Annotated in this window: 16 protein-coding genes; 7 read left to right on the top strand and 9 right to left on the bottom strand. The window is 72.4% G+C overall.

Annotated features, from left to right (window positions below):
* Positions 1 to 50 precede the first annotated feature (50 nt).
* Positions 51 to 1,631: an acyl-CoA mutase large subunit family protein gene (locus FGW31_RS12800; RefSeq protein ID WP_142193552.1), complete on the bottom strand. Its 1,581-nt coding sequence runs from the start codon at positions 1,629 to 1,631 to the stop codon at positions 51 to 53.
* A gap of 306 nt (positions 1,632 to 1,937) precedes the next feature.
* Here FGW31_RS12800 and FGW31_RS12805 point away from each other — a divergent pair, with 306 nt between their 5' ends.
* Positions 1,938 to 2,789 (top strand): L,D-transpeptidase family protein, encoded by an 852-nt coding sequence (locus tag FGW31_RS12805; RefSeq protein ID WP_233452477.1) that lies wholly within the window; start codon positions 1,938 to 1,940, stop codon positions 2,787 to 2,789.
* A gap of 225 nt (positions 2,790 to 3,014) precedes the next feature.
* Here FGW31_RS12805 and FGW31_RS12810 read toward each other — a convergent pair whose 3' ends face one another.
* From FGW31_RS12810 to FGW31_RS12830, 5 genes are all read right to left on the bottom strand, one after another.
* A complete protein-coding gene (locus FGW31_RS12810; protein WP_182675178.1) occupies positions 3,015 to 4,154 on the bottom strand; it encodes a hypothetical protein in 1,140 nt (379 codons plus the stop codon).
* Complete coding sequence (locus tag FGW31_RS12815) at positions 4,154 to 4,828, bottom strand: RNA polymerase sigma factor (RefSeq protein ID WP_142193553.1); 675 nt, start codon at positions 4,826 to 4,828, stop codon at positions 4,154 to 4,156. Before FGW31_RS12815 ends, FGW31_RS12810 begins: the two co-directional genes overlap by 1 nt.
* 409 nt (positions 4,829 to 5,237) lie before the next feature.
* Positions 5,238 to 6,185, bottom strand: a complete 948-nt coding sequence (locus FGW31_RS12820; protein WP_142193554.1) for a hypothetical protein — start codon at positions 6,183 to 6,185, stop codon at positions 5,238 to 5,240.
* 242 nt (positions 6,186 to 6,427) lie between these two features.
* Positions 6,428 to 7,045 (bottom strand): RNA polymerase sigma factor, encoded by a 618-nt coding sequence (locus tag FGW31_RS12825; RefSeq protein ID WP_167530038.1) that lies wholly within the window; start codon positions 7,043 to 7,045, stop codon positions 6,428 to 6,430.
* Positions 7,046 to 7,252: 207 nt separating this feature from the next.
* Positions 7,253 to 7,684: a hypothetical protein gene (locus tag FGW31_RS12830; RefSeq protein ID WP_233288593.1), complete on the bottom strand. Its 432-nt coding sequence runs from the start codon at positions 7,682 to 7,684 to the stop codon at positions 7,253 to 7,255.
* Positions 7,685 to 8,044: 360 nt separating this feature from the next.
* Here FGW31_RS12830 and FGW31_RS12835 point away from each other — a divergent pair, with 360 nt between their 5' ends.
* Positions 8,045 to 10,687, top strand: a complete 2,643-nt coding sequence (locus FGW31_RS12835; RefSeq protein WP_233452479.1) for an FG-GAP-like repeat-containing protein — start codon at positions 8,045 to 8,047, stop codon at positions 10,685 to 10,687.
* A gap of 81 nt (positions 10,688 to 10,768) precedes the next feature.
* Here FGW31_RS12835 and FGW31_RS12840 read toward each other — a convergent pair whose 3' ends face one another.
* From FGW31_RS12840 to FGW31_RS12850, 3 genes are all read right to left on the bottom strand, one after another.
* Positions 10,769 to 11,167, bottom strand: coding sequence for a hypothetical protein (locus FGW31_RS12840; protein ID WP_161176079.1), 399 nt, complete (start codon positions 11,165 to 11,167; stop codon positions 10,769 to 10,771).
* A 121-nt stretch (positions 11,168 to 11,288) separates the two neighbouring features.
* Entirely contained in the window at positions 11,289 to 11,852 is a 564-nt protein-coding gene (locus FGW31_RS12845) for a hypothetical protein (protein WP_142193557.1), read from the bottom strand.
* A 247-nt stretch (positions 11,853 to 12,099) separates the two neighbouring features.
* On the bottom strand, positions 12,100 to 13,719 hold the full coding sequence (locus FGW31_RS12850) for a beta-N-acetylhexosaminidase (RefSeq protein WP_142193645.1): 1,620 nt from the start codon (positions 13,717 to 13,719) through the stop codon (positions 12,100 to 12,102).
* Positions 13,720 to 13,901: 182 nt separating this feature from the next.
* Here FGW31_RS12850 and FGW31_RS12855 point away from each other — a divergent pair, with 182 nt between their 5' ends.
* From FGW31_RS12855 to FGW31_RS12875, 5 genes are all read left to right on the top strand, one after another.
* Positions 13,902 to 14,495, top strand: a complete 594-nt coding sequence (locus FGW31_RS12855; RefSeq protein WP_142193558.1) for a 2-oxo-4-hydroxy-4-carboxy-5-ureidoimidazoline decarboxylase — start codon at positions 13,902 to 13,904, stop codon at positions 14,493 to 14,495.
* Between the two features lie 253 nt (positions 14,496 to 14,748).
* Positions 14,749 to 15,129 carry a succinate dehydrogenase, cytochrome b556 subunit gene (sdhC, locus tag FGW31_RS12860; RefSeq protein ID WP_079163643.1) on the top strand — a complete coding sequence of 127 codons (381 nt, stop codon included), beginning with the start codon at positions 14,749 to 14,751 and terminating at the stop codon, positions 15,127 to 15,129.
* A 5-nt stretch (positions 15,130 to 15,134) separates the two neighbouring features.
* Entirely contained in the window at positions 15,135 to 15,617 is a 483-nt protein-coding gene (locus FGW31_RS12865) for a succinate dehydrogenase hydrophobic membrane anchor subunit (RefSeq protein WP_142193559.1), read from the top strand.
* Positions 15,618 to 15,636: 19 nt separating this feature from the next.
* Entirely contained in the window at positions 15,637 to 17,391 is a 1,755-nt protein-coding gene (gene sdhA, locus FGW31_RS12870; protein WP_142193560.1) for a succinate dehydrogenase flavoprotein subunit, read from the top strand.
* Entirely contained in the window at positions 17,391 to 18,170 is a 780-nt protein-coding gene (locus tag FGW31_RS12875; RefSeq protein ID WP_142193561.1) for a succinate dehydrogenase iron-sulfur subunit, read from the top strand. The genes sdhA and FGW31_RS12875 overlap by 1 nt, the downstream gene beginning before the upstream one ends.
* Positions 18,171 to 18,268 lie beyond the last annotated feature (98 nt).

The raw sequence follows: 18,268 nt of genomic DNA on the forward strand, positions 1-18,268 counted from the left end.
GCGGCGACGCCGCCCGTCCTCGGGGTCCCGACCGGTGGGAGAACGGACCGTCAGAAGGCGTCCGACGGCACGTACGTGCCCCAGACCTCGCGCAGGGCGTTGCAGACCTCGCCGACGGTGGCGCGGGCGCGCAGGGCCTCCTTCATCGGGTAGAGGACGTTGTCCTCGCCCTCGGCGGCCTTCTTCAGCTCGGCCAGGGCCGCGTCGACGGCCGGCTGGTCGCGCTCCGCGCGGAGCCTGGCGAGGCGTTCGGCCTGCTGCGCCTCGATGGCGGGGTCGACGCGCAGGGGCTCGTACGGCTCCTCCTCGTCGAGCTGGAAGCGGTTGACGCCGACCACGACCCGCTCGCCGGAGTCGGTCTCCTGGGCGATGCGGTAGGCGGAGCGCTCGATCTCGTTCTTCTGGAAGCCGTGCTCGATGGCGTTGACGGCGCCGCCGAGGTCCTCGACCTTCCGCATCAGCTCCAGCGCGGCGGCCTCGACGTCGTCGGTCATCTTCTCGATGACGTAGGAGCCCGCGAAGGGGTCGACCGTCGCCGTCACGTCCGTCTCGTAGGCGAGGACCTGCTGGGTGCGCAGGGCGAGCCGGGCGGACTTGTCCGTCGGCAGGGCGATCGCCTCGTCGAAGGAGTTGGTGTGCAGGGACTGGGTGCCGCCGAGGACCGCGGCGAGGCCCTGGACGGCGACGCGGACCAGGTTCACCTCCGGCTGCTGCGCCGTCAGCTGCACGCCGGCCGTCTGCGTGTGGAAGCGCAGCATCAGCGACTTGGGGTTCTTCGCGCCGAACTCCTCCTTCATCACCCGGGCCCAGATCCGGCGCGCGGCACGGAACTTGGCGACCTCCTCGAGGATGGTCGTACGGGCGACGAAGAAGAACGACAGGCGCGGGGCGAAGTCGTCCACGTCCATGCCGGCGGCGACCGCCGTGCGGACGTACTCGATGCCGTCGGCGAGGGTGAAGGCGATCTCCTGCGCGGGCGACGCGCCGGCCTCGGCCATGTGGTAGCCGGAGATCGAGATGGTGTTCCACTTCGGGATCTCGGCGCGGCAGTACTTGAAGATGTCGGCGATCAGCCGCAGCGACGGCTTCGGCGGGAAGATGTACGTGCCGCGGGCGATGTACTCCTTCAGCACGTCGTTCTGGATCGTGCCGGTGAGCTTGTCGGCGGGAACGCCCTGTTCCTCGGCGACCAGTTGGTACAGGAGCAGCAGCAGGGCGGCCGGCGCGTTGATCGTCATCGACGTGGACACCTTGTCCAGCGGGATGCCGCCGAACAGCACCCGCATGTCGTCGATCGAGTCGACGGCCACGCCGACCTTGCCGACCTCGCCGTGCGCGATCGGCGCGTCGGAGTCGTGGCCCATCTGGGTGGGCAGGTCGAACGCGACCGACAGGCCCATGGTGCCGTTGGCGATCAACTGCTTGTAACGGGCGTTGGACTCGGTCGCCGTGCCGAAACCGGCGTACTGCCGCATCGTCCAGGGACGGCCGGTGTACATGGTCGGGTACACGCCTCGTGTGAACGGGTACTGCCCCGGCTCGCCCAGCTTCTGGGCCGGGTCCCAGCCCTCCAGGTCCCCGGGTCCGTAGACCGGTTCGACGGGCAGTCCGGACTCCGACTCGCGCGCCATGGTGTGATGCCTCCCGCTGAGCGGTGTTGCTCGACTCGATCGCCCGTGACCCGTCGCTCACCCACCAGTACCGGCCGATCCTTCGAGGGACTGTATCGGTGCGCGCGGCCCGGTGGAGCGGCGCGGGCTGGGACCTTCCTCACAGCTTCGGTGGGACTCCGCTCACAGCGCCCACCTCGGCGGTCGTCTTCGGTCACTCACCACCTTGCCCCGTTGTTCGGCGGCGGTCACCTCCTGGGTACATCCGAGGTGACGAGCGGACGTGTCCGGTGCGACGAGGGGGCTGGTGTGGGGAGCAGGGTCACGGTGGGGAAGGGTGTCGCCGCTCTGGCGGCGGCCGCGGTCCTGGCGGGCTGCGCGACCGGCTGCAAAGTGCAGCCGGCCGGCGCGGACGGGAGGCCCGGGTCGCCGGTGCGCATCGAGGTGCCGGACCGCACGCCGTCACCGCCGTCCGCGCCGACGTCGCGGGCGCCCGGTGCCGGACGCGGCCCGGCCACCGCGGTCACGCCGCCGGCGCCGCGGCCGGCGCGCGTGCTGTGGTCCCGCGGCGACTCCGGGCGCGACATCCGCGAACTCCAGGCGCGGCTGCGCCAGGTCGCCTGGATCTTCCACGGGCCGACGGGGACGTACGACGAGCTGACGGAGAAGGCGGTCCGCGGCTTCCAGGGCAAGCGCGGGCTGCCGGTGACCGGGAGGACCGACACCGTCACGTGGCAGCGGCTGCTCGGGATGACGCGCGAACCGGGCCGCTGGGAGCTGTATCTGATGGGCGGCCAGCCGGCCGACGCGCCCGACGCGCGCTGCCGGACCGGACGGGTGCTGTGCATCAGCAAGACGAGCCGCACCCTGCGCTGGATGATCGACGGGCGGACGGTGTCGACGATGCCGGTCCGTTTCGGTTCGGAGTTCACACCGACCCGCGAGGGTGTGTTCAAGGTCTACTGGAAGTCCCGGGACCACGTGTCCACGCTCTATGACTCGCCCATGCCGTACGCGATGTTCTTCAGCGGCGGCCAGGCCGTGCACTACTCGGCCGACTTCGCCGCCCGGGGATACGCGGGTGCCTCGCACGGGTGCGTGAACGTGCGGGACGAGGCGGCGATCGCGCGGCTGTTCGAGCAGGTGCGGAACGGCGACAAGGTCGTCGTGCACTGGTGAGGAAGAGCGAGGGAGAAAGGGCGCGGGCGGGACCGGGGGAACGTGTCCCGCCCGCGCCAGGTGCACGAGCCGCGGGTACGGGGGGAACCCCGGCTCCGTGCGACGGCCGATGACCAGTCGGCTCACTGATTACTGCGCCCAGGGCGCCAAAAGTGTCACACCCGTCGGCGAGAAAATTTCAGCGGTCACCAAAAGTGCTGGTCGGAGGCGGGTTCCGGGACGGTTTCAGCCCTCGTTGCCCTGGCTGTCCCGGGTCGCCTGGCTGGTTCGGACGCTCTGGTCGCCCTGGTTGCTCTCACTGCTCTCGCTGCTCTCAGTGCCCTGGGTGCTTCGGGCGGACTGGCCGCTCTCCGTTCCCTGCGCAGCACTCCCGCTGTTCCCGTGGCTCGACCCGCTGCCCCGACCGCCCGGGTTCCCCTCGACACCCTGGTTGCCCGTGGCGCCCTGGTTGCCCGTGGCGCCCTGGTTGCCCGTGGCGCCCCCGCCGCTGCCGCCGTTGGAGCCGCCGCTGTTGCGGCCCCCGCCGTCACCGCCGTCCCGGCCGTCGCCCTTTCCGGCGCCCTCGCCGGCCCCCTCGCCGCCCGTGGACCCGGTGCCGCCCGCACCGTCCGCGGCGAGCACGTCCGCGCAGTAGGCGCCGACGCGGGAGGAGCCGCCCGCCGCGCGCTCGACGAGGCGCCGGCGCTCGTCGTCGGGTTCCCTGCCGTCGCGCAGTGCGCGGCAGGCCGCGGCGATCCGCTCCGCGTCGCGTCCGGACAGCGCCCCCGGTCCGTCCGGGTCCGCGCCGGGCCTGCCCGACGCCTGAGCCCCGTCCCGTCCCGTGCCGGAGGTGCCGCCGTGCGGACCCCCGGACGGGTCGCCCTGCCCGGGCGACGGTGACAGCAGCGGACGTTCGGCGTGCCTACCGGTGGCGGAGGCCGACGGTGAGCTGTCGGACGGGGTGGGCAGCATGCCCGTTCCGGTGAGGGCCGCGGCGCCGCCGACCACGCCGGCCACCAGCGCGGCGGCGAGGCCGACGCTCAGCGGACGCGCGCGACGCGACCCCGCGGCGGTTGCGGAACGCTCACCGCGCGGGCCGCGGACGCGGAGCGCACCGAGGCCGAGGCGCCGCTTCCCGGCACCGGCACCGGCGTCCTCGACGGCTCCCGCGCCCTCGGCGCGCGCCGCGCGGAAGGCGGCCAGCGCGGCCGCCTCGCCGGGGAGTTCCTCGTCGGCCGAGGGCTGGGGTGCGGAGAGCGCGCGGAGTGTTCCGGCGAGCCGTTCGGCCTGGTCACGGGCGGCGGGATCGGCAGCCTCGGGAGGCTCTCCGCTCAGCAAACGCTCCGCCGTCCCGCGGTCCAGCCACCTGTTCTGCTCGTCGGCCATCACATGTCCTTCTGCGTCCGCGCTCGCATCTGCGTCACTCTCGCGGACGTCACCGTACGACGGCGTGGTTCTCTCTGGGACGGTAGTGCGTCGAGCACACCTGCGGATCCGGAACGCGCGTCCGGGTCCTCGCCGAGCAGTTCGGCGAGCCGCTTCAGACCCCGGTGGGCGGCCGTCCGCACGGCGCCCGGCCGCTTGCCGAGCGTCTCGGCGGCGGTCTTGGCGTCGAGGCCCACCACCACACGCAGGACGACGGCCTCCGCCTGGTCCTGCGGCAGCCGGGCGATGAGGGAGAACGCGCTGTCGGTGGCCAGCGCCTCCATGGCCTCGATGGCGGTGTCGGACTCGGCGGCCCGTCCGGTGAGTTCGGTCTCGTCACCGCCGATCGCGGGACGGCGCCCGCGCATGCGGATGTGGTCCAGCGCCCGGTTGCGGGCTATGCGGGCGGCCCAGCCGCGGAAGCGGTCCGCGTCGCCGGTGAACCGCTCCAGGTCCCGGGCTATCTGGAGCCACGCCTCGGAGGCCACGTCCTCCGCGTCGGGCTCGCCGACCAGTGTCCTCACGTATCCCAGCAGCCGCGGGTGCACGGCACGGTACACAGTCCGGAACGCGGTCTCGTCCCCGTCCTGTGCCGCACGCACCGCGGCGGTCAGCTCCGCGTCGTCCCCCAGCACCGCGCGCGCCCTTCTGCGCCTTGCCGGTGCGGTTCTCGCGCACCGGGTTGTTCGCCGTCGTGGTTGCTCAATTGGTGGTTGCGGTCTCTAGGCCGCGGGAGGATGTTGTGGCTGTTTGTCCCGGGCGGCCTGGCGCGAAAGGCACGTTACGACGCGAAACCGCTCGCCGTCCATGTCCGTCCAAGATGCAACTAACCCGTGACACAGGATGGTGTGACAGAAAATGCACCCCTGACGCTGTAGGAAGTACGGGTCGCCGCGCGGCCCGTGCCGCGCGACGGCCGGGGCCTCTCCTGTGGGGGGTGGCGGCCCCGGCCGTTGCCACGGCAGCAGCGCCACGGGCGCGTGCAGCAGCGCGGAGTTCCCCGTCTTCCCCGGCTTCCCCGGTCAAAGGTGTCACAGGGGTACGTTACGGGTTCCTGGCGCCCTGCTTGCCGGCCGTCACTCCGGCGTCCGCGACCGCACCGGCCGCGCTGCCGCCCGCACCGGCGGAGGCGCCCCCGGACCCCGCCGAGGCGCCGCCCGCACCGGCCGAGGCATTGCCCGACACGCCGCCGACGCCGCCGGACACACCGGCCGACGCGCCGGCGGAGGCACCGCCGGCCCCGGCCGAGGCGCTGCCGCCGACCCCGCCCGTGGGACCGCCTTCGGGCCGGCCCGGCTCTCCGGCGCTTTCGGACGGGTGCGTCCCGGTGTTCTCGGGGCTCGGCTCGGCCGTGGCCGTGCCCAGTCGCCCGGCGCAGTAGGCGTCGACCTTCGCCGCGCCGCCCGCCTCCTGGACGAGCCACTGCCAGGCGGTCGCCTCCATCGCCTCGCCGCGCCCTTCGACCTGTTCGTAGGCACGGCAGTGCGCCTCGGTGGCGTCGGCGGCGCCGGGCAGGCGCCCCGGGCCGGCGGACTGGCCGGCGGACTGACCGGCCGACGGCGTGGTGCCGTCCGATGGGACGTGCGTGGGCCTGTCGTCCTCCGCCGGGCCGTCCGAGGAGGAGCCGACGACGCCGATGCCGGCGACGGCGACCCCGCTCAGGGTGAGTCCGGCGAACACCGCGGAGAGGGTCGCCCGCAGCGAGTGGCGTCCGAGCCGGCCCCGGCGGACCCGCCAGTCGTCGCCGCGCCGCGAGCGCGCCCGGTGCGCGCCCGCCTCCCGCGCCTGGACGAACGCGGCGACGGCCCGCTGCTCGGCGTCGGCGTCCACGTCGTGACGGATCAGGGCGGCGGCGAGCAGCGCCTCCAGGTCGGCGGTGTCGACGGCGCGGCGGCCGAGAACGGAGCCCGCCCCGCCGTGCGAGGGCGGGGCGCCCTCAGGGTGCACACGCCGACGGCCGGCCGGCCCGCCGTCGCTCTGCCGTTCACCCATGTCCGTTCACGTCCCTGCTCGATCCACTTGATGCACACGGCCCGCCGCGCCCGCGCGTCCCTCCGCGGGGCGGCTCCGCCCGGACGGACGGATACGTATCGATACGTTCCGCATGTCCGGACTGTTCAGCCACGGGCCCCGAGGGGCCGCCGTGCCTGATCAGCCACGGGCCCCGGAGGGCCGTCGTGGGCCGCCTCGCGCGTCGTCGCGCGGCCCGCCGGGTACGCCGTCCCGGCCGACGTTCACTTCGACTCACCCAGCGTCTGCGACGCCTCATCCGTCACACTCTCGACGCCGAGCTGCTTGGCGAGGCGCTTCAGACCCCGGTACGCGGCCGTCCGTACGGCGCCCGGGCGCTTGCCGAGGACGCGGGCCGCGGCCGGGCCGTCGAGGCCCACGACGACGCGCAGCAGCACGGCCTCGGCCTGGTCGCGCGGGAGTCCGCCGACCAGTTCCAGGGCGTACTCGGTGGACATGGCCTCCATGGCCTGGTCGTGGGTGCTCTGCGGGCCGGGCAGGTCCAGGACGTCCTGCTCCAGCGCGGACGGGCGGGGCCTGACCCGCTGGCGGCGCAGGTGGTCCAGCGCCCGGTGCCGCGCGATGGTCGCCGTCCAGCCCCGGAACCCTGCCCCGTCGCCCTTGAACCGTCCCAGGTCGCGGGCGATCTCCAGCCAGGCGTCCGACATCACGTCCTCGGCGTCGTCCCCGACCAGCCCCCGCACGTAGGCCAGAAGTCCCGGCTGCACGAGCCGGTAGGCCACGGCGAAGGCGGCCTCGTCCCCCTTCTGGGCCCGCGCGACGGCCGCGCCCAGTTCCCCGTCGTACGCCTGTGCGCGGCGGGGTTCCCTTCCGTGGCCCAAGAACTGTCCTCGTCCGTCCGAGCGCCTAGCGCCTCGCTCTCGTCCGGTGCGGGCACGTCCGAACGCCGCCCACACCCCCACGGTCATCAGCGTCCGGCGCCACAAAAGTGTCACAGCTCGTCAGACGCCCCTTGCTGCACAGGAGAAGGGGCCCGGACGGCACTCTCCCGGCGCGGTGATCTTCACACCGTGGGTCCCGTAGGGCCGTCAGACGACGACCCTGCGGGCCCTGCCGTGCAGCACCAGATAGAAGGTCTGGAGCGACTCCTGCGGGCCGCCCGCCAGGAACCGGTTGTGCACCTTGCCGACCGGGTTCCAGATCCGGCCGTCCGGCATCCGGATGCCGACCGGCTGGCCGAAGTAGGCGCGCTGCTCCTCGTCGAAGTCCACCCACGCGCCGCCCGCGCGCCGCACGAGCACCTCGCCGACGTAGGCGCCGAGCCCGAACAGCGTCCCGCGCACCCGCTCGCGGTCCGCGCCGCCCTTGCGCAGCCCGTCGACCAGGGCGTCGACGAGGCGCAGGCTGGCCACGGAGTAGTTGAGGGGAAGCCTGTTGCGGGCGGTCACCCTGGCGACGAAGGCCGCCGCGTACGGCCGCATCTGTCCCGCGTCCGGAAACCGTTCGTCCGCCCCCGTCATCGAAACCGCCCCCTCCGGTTGGTCTGCCGGGAACCGGCACGCGTTCCCCGGCAGACCAAGCGGCTGCCGGACCCGGAACATCACGGGTCACGGACGTGGCGATGACCACACAGGGAAATCACAGCTCCCGTACAACCTTTCGACGTCTCGAACGTCCGTGAAGGCACCTCGGCCGATGCGCGGATCCGGTGACCTTCACCAGTGACGTTTGGCCATCCCTTGGCGCTGAGTGAGTGCCGCCCGTGTGCCGGGCGGCGTCCGTGTTCCTTTTCCAAGGGTGGGGTTGTGAGTCCTCGCAGGACCCGTGCATACAAACCGCTGAGCCTGAGACGGCGGGCGTGGCTGACCGTCGGAGCCGTGGTGCTGAGCGGCGCAGGCGTCGTCACGTACGCGGTGGCCGGGCCGCCGTCCGGGCCGTCCGCCGCCGCGGAGAAGTCCCGCAAGCCGAGCGTGCACACGCTGAAGCTGCAGGACCGCGGCGGTGGCCGCCGCGGCCTGGACCGCCGGACCACCGAACGTTTCAGCGCGGTCCTGCTGACCTGGAACGACCCCGAGGCCGAGGCCAAGGGCACGCCCGAGGTGCGCACCCGGGACCTCAGGACCGGCGAGTGGTCCGACTGGCAGCAGCTGGAGGACGAGGCGAACCAGGCGGACGGCGCGGAGGGCGAGCGCGCGGCGGTGCGCGGCGGCACGGCCTCGGTGTGGACCGGTGACGCCGACGGCGTCGAGGTGCGCCTGGTGAACGCCGACGGCAGCCAGGCGGGCCGCCAGCCGGCCGGGATGGACGTCAGGCTGCTCGACCCGGGCACCGACCCCGAGGGGTCGCCGGCGACGGCCGGCATGGAGCCGGCCGCGTTCACGGCGCAGACCACGGACCCGTCGGCCCCCGCGCCGGCGGAGACGCAGACCACCGACCCGGCGTCGCCGCCCGCGACGGAGACCGCCGCGCCCACCGACCCGGCCACGGACACGGCGTCCCCGACGCCGACCGGAACCCCGTCGGAGACCGCCACGGAGACCGCGTCACCCTCCCCGACGCCCACCGTCCCCGAGCCCCGCCCCTCGACGGTCGTGAAGCCCCCGATCCTCTCCCAGGCCGAGTGGGGCGCCTCCACGGACTACGACGGCACCCCGAGCTACGGCACCGAGATCAAGGCCGCCGTCATCCACCACACCGGCGTCGACAGCGACAACGGCGTGTCCTGCGCCAGTTCGCGCGCCCGGATGCGCTCCATCCAGCAGGAGCACTTCGCGCGCGGCTACTTCGACATCGGCTACAACTTCGTCGTCGACCGCTGCGGCCAGATCTTCGAGGGCCGCAGCGGCGGCATGGACCTGCCGGTGGTCGGCGCGCACGACGTCGGCTTCAACACCGACACCGTCGGCATCTCGTACCTCGGCAACTTCGAGAGCGCCAAGCCGAGCCGGGCCGCGATGGACTCGATCGCCCGGATCGTCGCCTGGAAGTTCGGCATGTACGGCATCGACCCGACCGGCAAGGTCACGATGACCTCCGGCACCGAGGCCGGCGTCAGCGGCAACAAGATCGACAAGGGTGAGTCGGTCACCCTGCCGCGGGTCTTCGGCCACCGCGACACCAACTACACCGCGTGCCCCGGCGCGAACCTGTACCCGCAGCTGTCCCGGATCGCCACGGTCGCCAAGGCCCCGGGCATCTCGCACGCCCTGGCCACCTCCGACCACGACCGGGACGGCCTCGCCGACCTGGTCGCCGGCACCCCGCGGGCGGGCAGCGGCGCCGGCAGCGTCACCGTGATCCCGGGCGGGATCGACGGCCCGGTCACGGCCGCCGCCAGGACCCTCACCCAGAACAGCGCCGGCGTCTCCGGCTCCAGCGAGTCCGGTGACGGCTTCGGCACCTCCACCGCCTGGGGCGACGTCAACGGCGACGGCTACGCCGACCTCGCGATCGGCGTCCCCGGCGAGGACGACACCAGCGGCCACGCCGACCGCGGTTCGGTCGTGGTGATGTACGGCCCGGCGCTGAACACCGGCTTCGGGTACACCACCGGCGGGGTCACGATGACCGGCGCCAAGCTCGGCTCCACCGTCGCCGTCGGCGACTTCAACGGCGACGGCAAGGCGGACGTGTTCTCGGCCGGCACCGGCCGGGGCGGCAACTGGAACGCCCGGCACACCGGCGGCGCCACCAAGTACGGCACGCTGACCGCCTCCACCGGCGCCGTCTCCCACCTGGACGCCGCCAGCGGCGACTTCAACCGGGACGGCTACGCCGACATCGCGCTCAACTACCGTGACAGCGGCAACATCGGCCGCGTCGTCCGCTTCGCGGGCTCGGCGTCCGGCCTGACCAAGGTGGGCGTCATCTCGGTGAAGGGCGGACGCTCCCTCGCCGCCGGCGACTTCAACAACAACGGCTACGACGACATCGTCATCGGCCAGCCCTACGGCTCCGAGTCCGGCAGCACGGTCAAGGGCGGTCAGATCACCATGGTCCTGGGCACCTCGACCGGGTTCACCACGACCGGGATGAGGACCGTCCACCAGGACACCTCCGGCATCCCCGGCGCCAACGAGTCCGGTGACGCGCTGGGCAGTTCGGTGTCGGCCGGCGACTACGACGGCGACGGCCACGCGGACGTCCTGGCCGGCATCCCGCTCGAGGACCTCACCCGCGACGGCACCGGCCGCAAGGACGCGGGCGCCGCGATCCTGCTGCGGGGAACGTCCTCCGGACTGTCCACGTCCGGCGTGCGGTTCGTCTCCCAGGACACCTCCGGCGTCCCCGGCGCCACGGAGTCCGGCGACCGGTTCTCCTCGTCCGTGTCCCTGGCCGACACGTCCGGCTTCGGCCGCGCGGACCTGACGTTCGGCGGCGACGGCGAGGACACCTGGGACGGCATCCTCATCCACGTGCCGAGCAACAGCTCCGGCCTCGGCTACGCCGACTCCTTCGCCGTCAGCAGGAGCACGCTCGGCCTGGCGGCGGACGTACGGCTGGGGCAGACGCTCACGCCGTGACACCGTGACGACGACGGCCGGGGTCCCGCGCACCGCGCGGGGCCCCGGCCGTTTCCCGTCTCGTCGCGGACGGCGCCCGCGTCAGACCTGGCCCGTGCCGCCCTGCGAGGCGTCCCGGCACAGCAGCCGCAGCGACCCGTCGCCCTGGTAGCAGCGCCGCGCCTCGTCGATGGGATCCCACAGGCGGCCGTCGGGAGTGCGGACCCAGTGGTCGCCGCCGGCCGACCACCACTCGCCGCCCGTCTGACGGGCGATCACCTCGCCGGCGTAGGCCCCGAACCCGCGCAGCACCAGCTCCACGGCGGCGTACGGGGCCGATTCTCTGCGTATGTCCTCGATCATCCGGTCGACGCTCCACAGACTGCGTGCCGAGTAGTCGAGGCGCAGCCGTGCCCCTTCGCGCATCGCCGCCACGGCGTCCGCCGCCCAGCGCACCGGCTTCGTCGCGGCGGAGGGCCTGGTCTCCTGCTGTGTCGTCACAGTGGTCACATGTTGAAGAGCGCCCGGACGAAGCGTTTCATCACCCGGAATCGGCGACTCCGCGCAACCGGCGCAGGACCATCGCAGGACAGTCACACGACCCGGGCGGCGGCGCGGGACGTCAGGCGTCCCTGCGGCTGCGGCGGGACACCGCCGCGCGGAGCACCCGCCGGCCCTCCGTGGAGACCTCCAGCGCCCCGCGCAGGCCCGCCGGGCCGTGGGCGGCGAGCAGTTCCAGGACCGCACACTGGCGGCGCAGTTCGGCGGCGAGCAGCGGCGAGGCGCCCTCCGTGCGGCCCTCGCGGCAGGCGTCCTCCAGGTCCGGCCCGCCGTCGGCGGCGGGGCCGTCCAGCAGGCGGTGGATGCGCAGCGCGGCGACCGAGCAGGCGTCCGCCCACTGCCGCAGGCCGTCGGCGGTCCGTTCGGCGGGGGCGTCGGCCAGCATCCGCCGGGCCAGCGCCGCCGCCTCGTCCGCGTCGTCCGGCGCCGTGTCCAGGTCGGCCCGGGTCCGCTCCAGGCGCTCCGCCCAGTCACCGTCGGCGGCGTCCTCGGCGAGGCTCGCCCACAGCGGCCGCAGCGCCTCGTCGTCACCGCCCAGCAGCGGCACGCACCGGTCCAAACAAGCCAATCCGCTGGCCGCCAGCCCGCGTTCATCCGCCTTCGCGATCAGTTCCACCAGGCTCATCCGCGCCTCCCTCTGGGGTCGTCCCAGGCCCCCGACGAGGCCCCCGCCACGGGCCCCGTACCCGACGGAGCCCGCACCCCCCTTACTGCGTGCGCCGGGCCGAAGGTGTCACTCGGGCCCGCACCACGGCGGCCCGGCGGACGGGACGGGTGATTTCCGGCCAGGTGGTGCCGCCGCCCGGCTGAACCGGGAACGGCCGGCCGGCCGCCGCTCCGGGGACCCGGGGCGGCAGCCGGGCCGTCGGCGGTCAGTCCAGCCGGTCGGCCAGGGCGCGGAACTCCGACCAGGACAGCTCCGGCCGGTCCGGGTCCCACAGCTTCTGCACGGTCGCCCGCAGCGGCATCCGTATCCCCGCCGCGACCTGCTCCTCGGTCTGGGAGCGGGGCAGGTCGCACCAGACGGCGAGGGAACCGCCGAGGATCTGCTCGTCGTGGCGTTCGGACACGGCCGTGGTGCCGCGCAGCACCCGCGGGTTCCACTGCTCGTAGATCCGCTGCCCCGTCGGATAGACGAACGTCAGCGGCTCGCCGAGCACGTAGTAGAGGAACTCGTCGTTGTAGTTGACGACCTCGCGGCCCTCGCTCAGGTACTCGGCGGGCTGCCGGGCGCCGATCTCCTTGCCGGTCCAGTAGGCGACGCGGATGTCCTCGTCGGCCTTCACCGAGGTGTCGCGGAAGAAGCCGTCGTTCCAGGCGCGGGGCGTGCGGTCGTGGGCGCGGACGGTGGCGGCCCGGTCGTTGAGCCAGCCGGTGGTCAGGTCCTCCACGGTCGCTCCGGGGCCGTACTTCTCCCGCGCGGCGGCGGCCAGGCCCGGGAAGGATGCCTCGGGGTCGGACACCACCAGTGCCTGGTACTCGTCGCCGCCGAGGTGCCACTGCCCGCCGGGGAAGAGTCCGGCGAACTCGTTCAGCAGGTCGTCGACGATCCGGGCGGACTCGGGCTTGGAGATGTCGATGGCACCGCGCACCGCGCCACCGTCGGCGTTGCGCAGCTGCAGGTCCGGGTGGGCGGCGATGACCGCGCCGAGGTGCCCGGGCGAGTCGATCTCGGGGACGACCGTGATGTGCCGGCTCTCCGCCAGGTCGACGATCTTCTTGACCTGCGCCTTGGTCAGGTGGTCCGGCGACACGATCTCCGGGTGCGAGTCGGACTCGATGCGGAAGCCCTGGTCGTCGGAGAAGTGCAGGCCGATCTCGTTGAACTTCAGGTCGCCGAGTTCGCGGATCCGGTCCTCGATCCAGCCGGCGCTGAAGTGCTTGCGCGCCATGTCCAGCATGAACCCGCGCCGCTGCTTGGCCGGCTCGTCGCGCACCACCCCCTCGGGGGCGCTGCCGGCCCCGCGTATCTCCTGCTTGAGGGTGCGGGTGCCGTAGAACACGCCCGCCTCGCCGGGCGCACTGACGGTCACCCGGCCGCCGCGCACGGTCATCGTGTACGACTCGGGGTTCGCGCCCGCGTCGCGGTTCAGCTCCAGCCGCAGGTCCCCGGCCCGCCGGTCGTCCTTCTCCCCCGCGTACGCCAGCCCCAGCTCGCCCGCTATCAGCCGCCCCTCGTCGGCCAGCGCGGGATCGGCCACGACCACCCGGTGACTCCTCGCGGGACGCCATCCGGGGCCGCGCTCGGCGGTGTGCCCACGGACGGCGGGGATGGTGCGCGGCGCCCGCGACAGCGGGTAGGAGCGCGTGGGGCTCGGACTCGGGCTCCGCCCGGCCGTCCCGGCGGCCTCGTCCGAGCCGCCGGTACGGTCCGCGGAGGACGCCGCCGTCGCCCCCTCGGAGGTGCCGTCGCCGTCCGACGTCGCCCAGATCCCGAGCGCCACGCCGGACGCGGCGACCAGGGCTCCCGCGGCGACCGCCGCGATCAGCATCCGCCGCCGCCTCACCGTCCGCGCCGCCGAGCGGCGCCCGTGCTGTGTGTGCTGCCTGTGCCGACTCACTCCGCCAACGTACGACCCGTTCGGGTGAGGGGCGTCGCCGAGCCGTTCCCAAACTCTGCCGTTCGAGTGAATTCGGGGTACCGATCGGACACGAGTCGGACTCACTCGATAACGTGTCGTCAGAACTCTCACATCATCTTCCACCGACACACACGCGACGCCCACGAGGACCCACGCTGCCTGCGCATCGTCTACCCGACCTTCCCGGCCGAGTCGCCATACCCGCGCAGTCCCGCGGCGCGCCCGGCACCCCGTCCCCGCTGGAGCGGTTCAACACCGCTCCCGCACAGGACGCCGAGCGCGCCCTGCTGGCCTGCCTGCACAGCCTGCGCTGGGCCCTGCGCATCACCGGCCACCGCCCCTACCCCGACCTGGCGGCCCTGCTGGCCGCCGCCGACGAGGCGACCTACGACCTGTCCGCCAAGGAACTCGCCGAGGCCCTGGCCGCGGAGACCCTGCCCGCCCTCCCCGAGGACACCTACTCCGCCGCCCACACGGCCCTGGACGCGGCCCACGCGGCCTACGAGAAGAAGTTCGGCCACGCCTTCGTCCTCTGCCTCGACGGCGTCCCCGAGGCCGAGCACCTCGACCGCATCCTGGACTCGATCCGGTCACGATTGGCGAACGACCCCGACGAGGAGCGCGTGGTGGCGGCGGACGAGCTGCGCCGTCTGGCCCGGGCCAGGCTCACTGACACGCTCGGCTGAGGGCGCCGCGGGGGCCGTGGAGAAGCCCACGAACAGCACCGACGGCTCCGTGACCGGAACGCAACGGGACACACCATCCCGAATGCCGCCTCTCTAGCCCGTAAGCGTGCCAGTTTGATCACATCAACGACCCCGCCGAGGCCCCGCGCCGACGCCTCGCTACGATGCTGGGGGCCGGTGGACCGTACCCGGCCGGGCCCGACCGACAGACAAGCCGGCGCGGCCCCAATCCCCGCTCCCGGAGGAAACTTCCGTGCCGGCTGGAACGCTGTACCGCGGCCGGGAAGGAATGTGGTCCTGGGTGGCTCACCGAGTCACCGGCGTCCTCATTTTCTTCTTCCTGTTCGTTCACGTGCTGGACACCGCTCTCGTGCGGGTGTCCCCTGAGGCCTACGACACCGTCGTGGCCACGTACAAGACGCCGATCGTCGCGCTGCTGGAGTACGGCCTCGTCGCCGCCATCCTCTTCCACGCGCTCAACGGCCTGCGTGTCATCGCCGTCGACTTCTGGGTCAAGGGCGCCCGGTACCAGAAGCAGATGCTCTGGACCGTCGTCGCCCTGTGGGTCGTGCTGATGATCGGGGCGATCTACCCCGTGCTCGGCCACGCCGCTCGTGAACTGTTCGGGAGCTGACGCCAATGTCCACGACTGAAACCACCGCCTCGGGCATCGGCCCCGTCGAGGGCGCCTCCCTCTACTCCGTCGACAACCCGGCGCCGGTCATCGAGCCCCCGCGCAAGCGGACCAAGAAGACCCCGAAGAGCACCCGGGGCAACTTCGAGCTGGCCGCCTGGCTCTTCATGCGCCTGTCCGGCGTCGTGCTGGTCGTCCTCGTCATCGGCCACCTGCTGATCCAGCTGGTGCTGGACGGCGGCGTCTCCAAGATCGGCTTCGCGTTCGTCGCGGGCCGCTGGGCCTCGCCGTTCTGGCAGGTCTGGGACCTGCTGATGCTGTGGCTGGCGATGCTGCACGGCGCGAACGGCCTCCGCACGGTCATCAACGACTACGCGGAGCGCCCGAACACCCGCCTGTGGCTCAAGGGCCTGCTGTACACCGCCACGGTGTTCACCATCCTGCTGGGCACGCTGGTGATCTTCACCTTCGACCCGAACATCCGCTAGGCACGGGGCTGCGAAACTCATGAAGGTACACAAGTACGACACCGTCATCGTCGGCGCCGGTGGCGCCGGTATGCGGGCCGCCATCGAGGCGACCAAGCGCAGCCGCACCGCCGTGCTGACCAAGCTCTACCCCACCCGCTCCCACACGGGCGCCGCGCAGGGCGGCATGGCCGCCGCGCTGGCCAACGTGGAGGAGGACAACTGGGAGTGGCACACCTTCGACACGGTCAAGGGCGGTGACTACCTGGTCGACCAGGACGCCGCCGAGATCCTGGCGAAGGAGGCCATCGACTCCGTCCTCGACCTGGAGAAGATGGGCCTGCCGTTCAACCGGACCCCGAACGGCACCATCGACCAGCGCCGCTTCGGCGGTCACAGCCGCAACCACGGCGAGGCCCCGGTCCGCCGGTCCTGCTACGCGGCCGACCGCACCGGCCACATGATCCTCCAGACGCTGTACCAGAACTGCGTCAAGCACGGCGTGGAGTTCTTCAACGAGTTCTACGTCCTGGACCAGCTGATCACCGAGGTCGACGGCGTCAAGAAGTCCGCCGGTGTGGTGGCCTACGAGCTGGCGACCGGCGAGATCCACGTCTTCCAGGCGAAGTCCGTGATCTACGCGTCCGGCGGCACCGGCAAGTTCTTCAAGGTGACCTCCAACGCGCACACCCTGACCGGTGACGGGCAGGCCGCCGTCTACCGCCGCGGGCTGCCGCTGGAGGACATGGAGTTCTTCCAGTTCCACCCGACCGGCATCTGGCGCATGGGCATCCTGCTCACCGAGGGTGCCCGCGGTGAGGGCGGCATCCTGCGCAACAAGGACGGCGAGCGCTTCATGGAGAAGTACGCGCCGGTCATGAAGGACCTCGCCTCCCGCGACGTCGTCTCCCGCTCCATCTACACGGAGATCCGCGAGGGCCGCGGCTGCGGTCCCGAGGGCGACCACGTCTACCTGGACCTCACCCACCTCCCGCCGGAGCAGCTGGACGCCAAGCTGCCCGACATCACGGAGTTCGCGCGCACCTACCTCGGCATCGAGCCCTACACTGACCCGATCCCGATCCAGCCCACCGCGCACTACGCCATGGGCGGCATCCCGACCAACGTCGAGGGTGAGGTCCTGGCGGACAACACCACCGTCGTGCCGGGCCTGTACGCGGCCGGCGAGGTCGCCTGCGTCTCCGTGCACGGCGCCAACCGCCTGGGCACCAACTCGCTGCTGGACATCAACGTCTTCGGCAAGCGGGCCGGCATCGCGGCGGCGGAGTACGCGCAGAAGGCCGACTTCGTGGAGCTGCCGGAGAACCCGGAGTCCCTCGTCGTCGAGCAGATCGAGCGGCTGCGCACCTCCACCGGCAACGAGCGGGTGGCCCAGCTCCGCAAGGAGCTGCAGGAGACCATGGACGCCAACGTCATGGTGTTCCGCACCGAGCAGACGATCAAGACGGCGGTCGAGAAGATCGCCGAGCTGCGCGAGCGCTACAAGAACGTCGCCATCCAGGACAAGGGCAAGCGGTTCAACACCGACCTGCTGGAGGCCATCGAGCTGGGCAACCTGCTCGACCTGGCCGAGGTCATGGCCGTCTCCGCGCTGGCCCGCAAGGAGTCCCGCGGCGGTCACTACCGCGAGGACTACCCGAACCGCGACGACGTCAACTTCATGCGCCACACGATGGCGTACCGCGAGGTCGGCGCCGACGGCTCCGAGACCGTCCGTCTGGACTACAAGCCGGTCGTCCAGACCCGCTACCAGCCGATGGAGCGTAAGTACTGATGGCTACCCCTGTTCTGGACAAGGCGGACGCGGCCGGTTCCCCCGAGCCCGGTTTCGCCGACTCCCCCTACATCACCGTCACGTTCCGCGTCCGCCGGTTCAACCCGGAGGTCTCGGCGGAGGCGACCTGGGAAGACTTCCAGCTGGAGATCGACCCCAAGGAACGCGTCCTCGACGGTCTGCACAAGATCAAGTGGGACCTGGACGGCACGCTGACGTTCCGCCGCTCCTGCGCGCACGGCATCTGCGGCTCGGACGCCATGCGGATCAACGGCAAGAACCGCCTGGCCTGCAAGACGCTGATCAAGGACATCAACCCCGAGAAGCCCATCACGGTCGAGCCCATCAAGGGCCTCACGGTCCTGAAGGACCTGGTCGTGGACATGGAGCCGTTCTTCCAGGCGTACCGGGACGTGATGCCCTTCCTGATCACGAAGGACACCAACGAGCCGACGCGCGAGCGGCTGCAGTCCGCCGAGGACCGCGAGCGCTTCGACGACACGACCAAGTGCATCCTGTGCGCCGCCTGCACCACGTCGTGCCCGGTGTTCTGGAACGACGGGCAGTACTTCGGCCCGGCGGCCATCGTCAACGCGCACCGCTTCATCTTCGACTCGCGTGACGAGGCCGGCGAGCAGCGCCTGGAGATCCTGAACGACAAGGACGGCGTCTGGCGCTGCCGTACGACCTTCAACTGCACGGACGCCTGCCCGCGCGGTATCGAGGTCACCAAGGCGATCGCCGAGGTGAAGCGTGCGCTGATCACGCGCCGCTTCTGAGACGCACCACCGCACGACCACGAGGGCCCCGTTTCCGCTGGACACGGGGCCCTCTGGCATATGCCACACCATCGGGTGAAGCCGGCCGGGACGGACGC

The sequence above is a fragment of the Streptomyces calvus genome (assembly GCF_006782915.1).
Classification (GTDB): Bacteria; Actinomycetota; Actinomycetes; order Streptomycetales; family Streptomycetaceae; genus Streptomyces; species Streptomyces calvus.

Coding starts and splice junctions, on each gene's coding strand:
- FGW31_RS12800 (WP_142193552.1), bottom strand. CDS start 1,631: ATGGCGCGCGAGTCGGAGTCCGGACTGCCCGTCGAACCGGTCTACGGA.
- FGW31_RS12810 (WP_182675178.1), bottom strand. CDS start 4,154: ATGGCCGACGAGCAGAACAGGTGGCTGGACCGCGGGACGGCGGAGCGT.
- FGW31_RS12820 (WP_142193554.1), bottom strand. CDS start 6,185: ATGGGTGAACGGCAGAGCGACGGCGGGCCGGCCGGCCGTCGGCGTGTG.
- FGW31_RS12830 (WP_233288593.1), bottom strand. CDS start 7,684: ATGACGGGGGCGGACGAACGGTTTCCGGACGCGGGACAGATGCGGCCG.
- FGW31_RS12845 (WP_142193557.1), bottom strand. CDS start 11,852: ATGAGCCTGGTGGAACTGATCGCGAAGGCGGATGAACGCGGGCTGGCG.
- FGW31_RS12850 (WP_142193645.1), bottom strand. CDS start 13,719: ATGCTGATCGCGGCGGTCGCCGCGGGAGCCCTGGTCGCCGCGTCCGGC.
- FGW31_RS12865 (WP_142193559.1), top strand. CDS start 15,135: ATGTCCACGACTGAAACCACCGCCTCGGGCATCGGCCCCGTCGAGGGC.
- sdhA (WP_142193560.1), top strand. CDS start 15,637: ATGAAGGTACACAAGTACGACACCGTCATCGTCGGCGCCGGTGGCGCC.
- FGW31_RS12875 (WP_142193561.1), top strand. CDS start 17,391: ATGGCTACCCCTGTTCTGGACAAGGCGGACGCGGCCGGTTCCCCCGAG.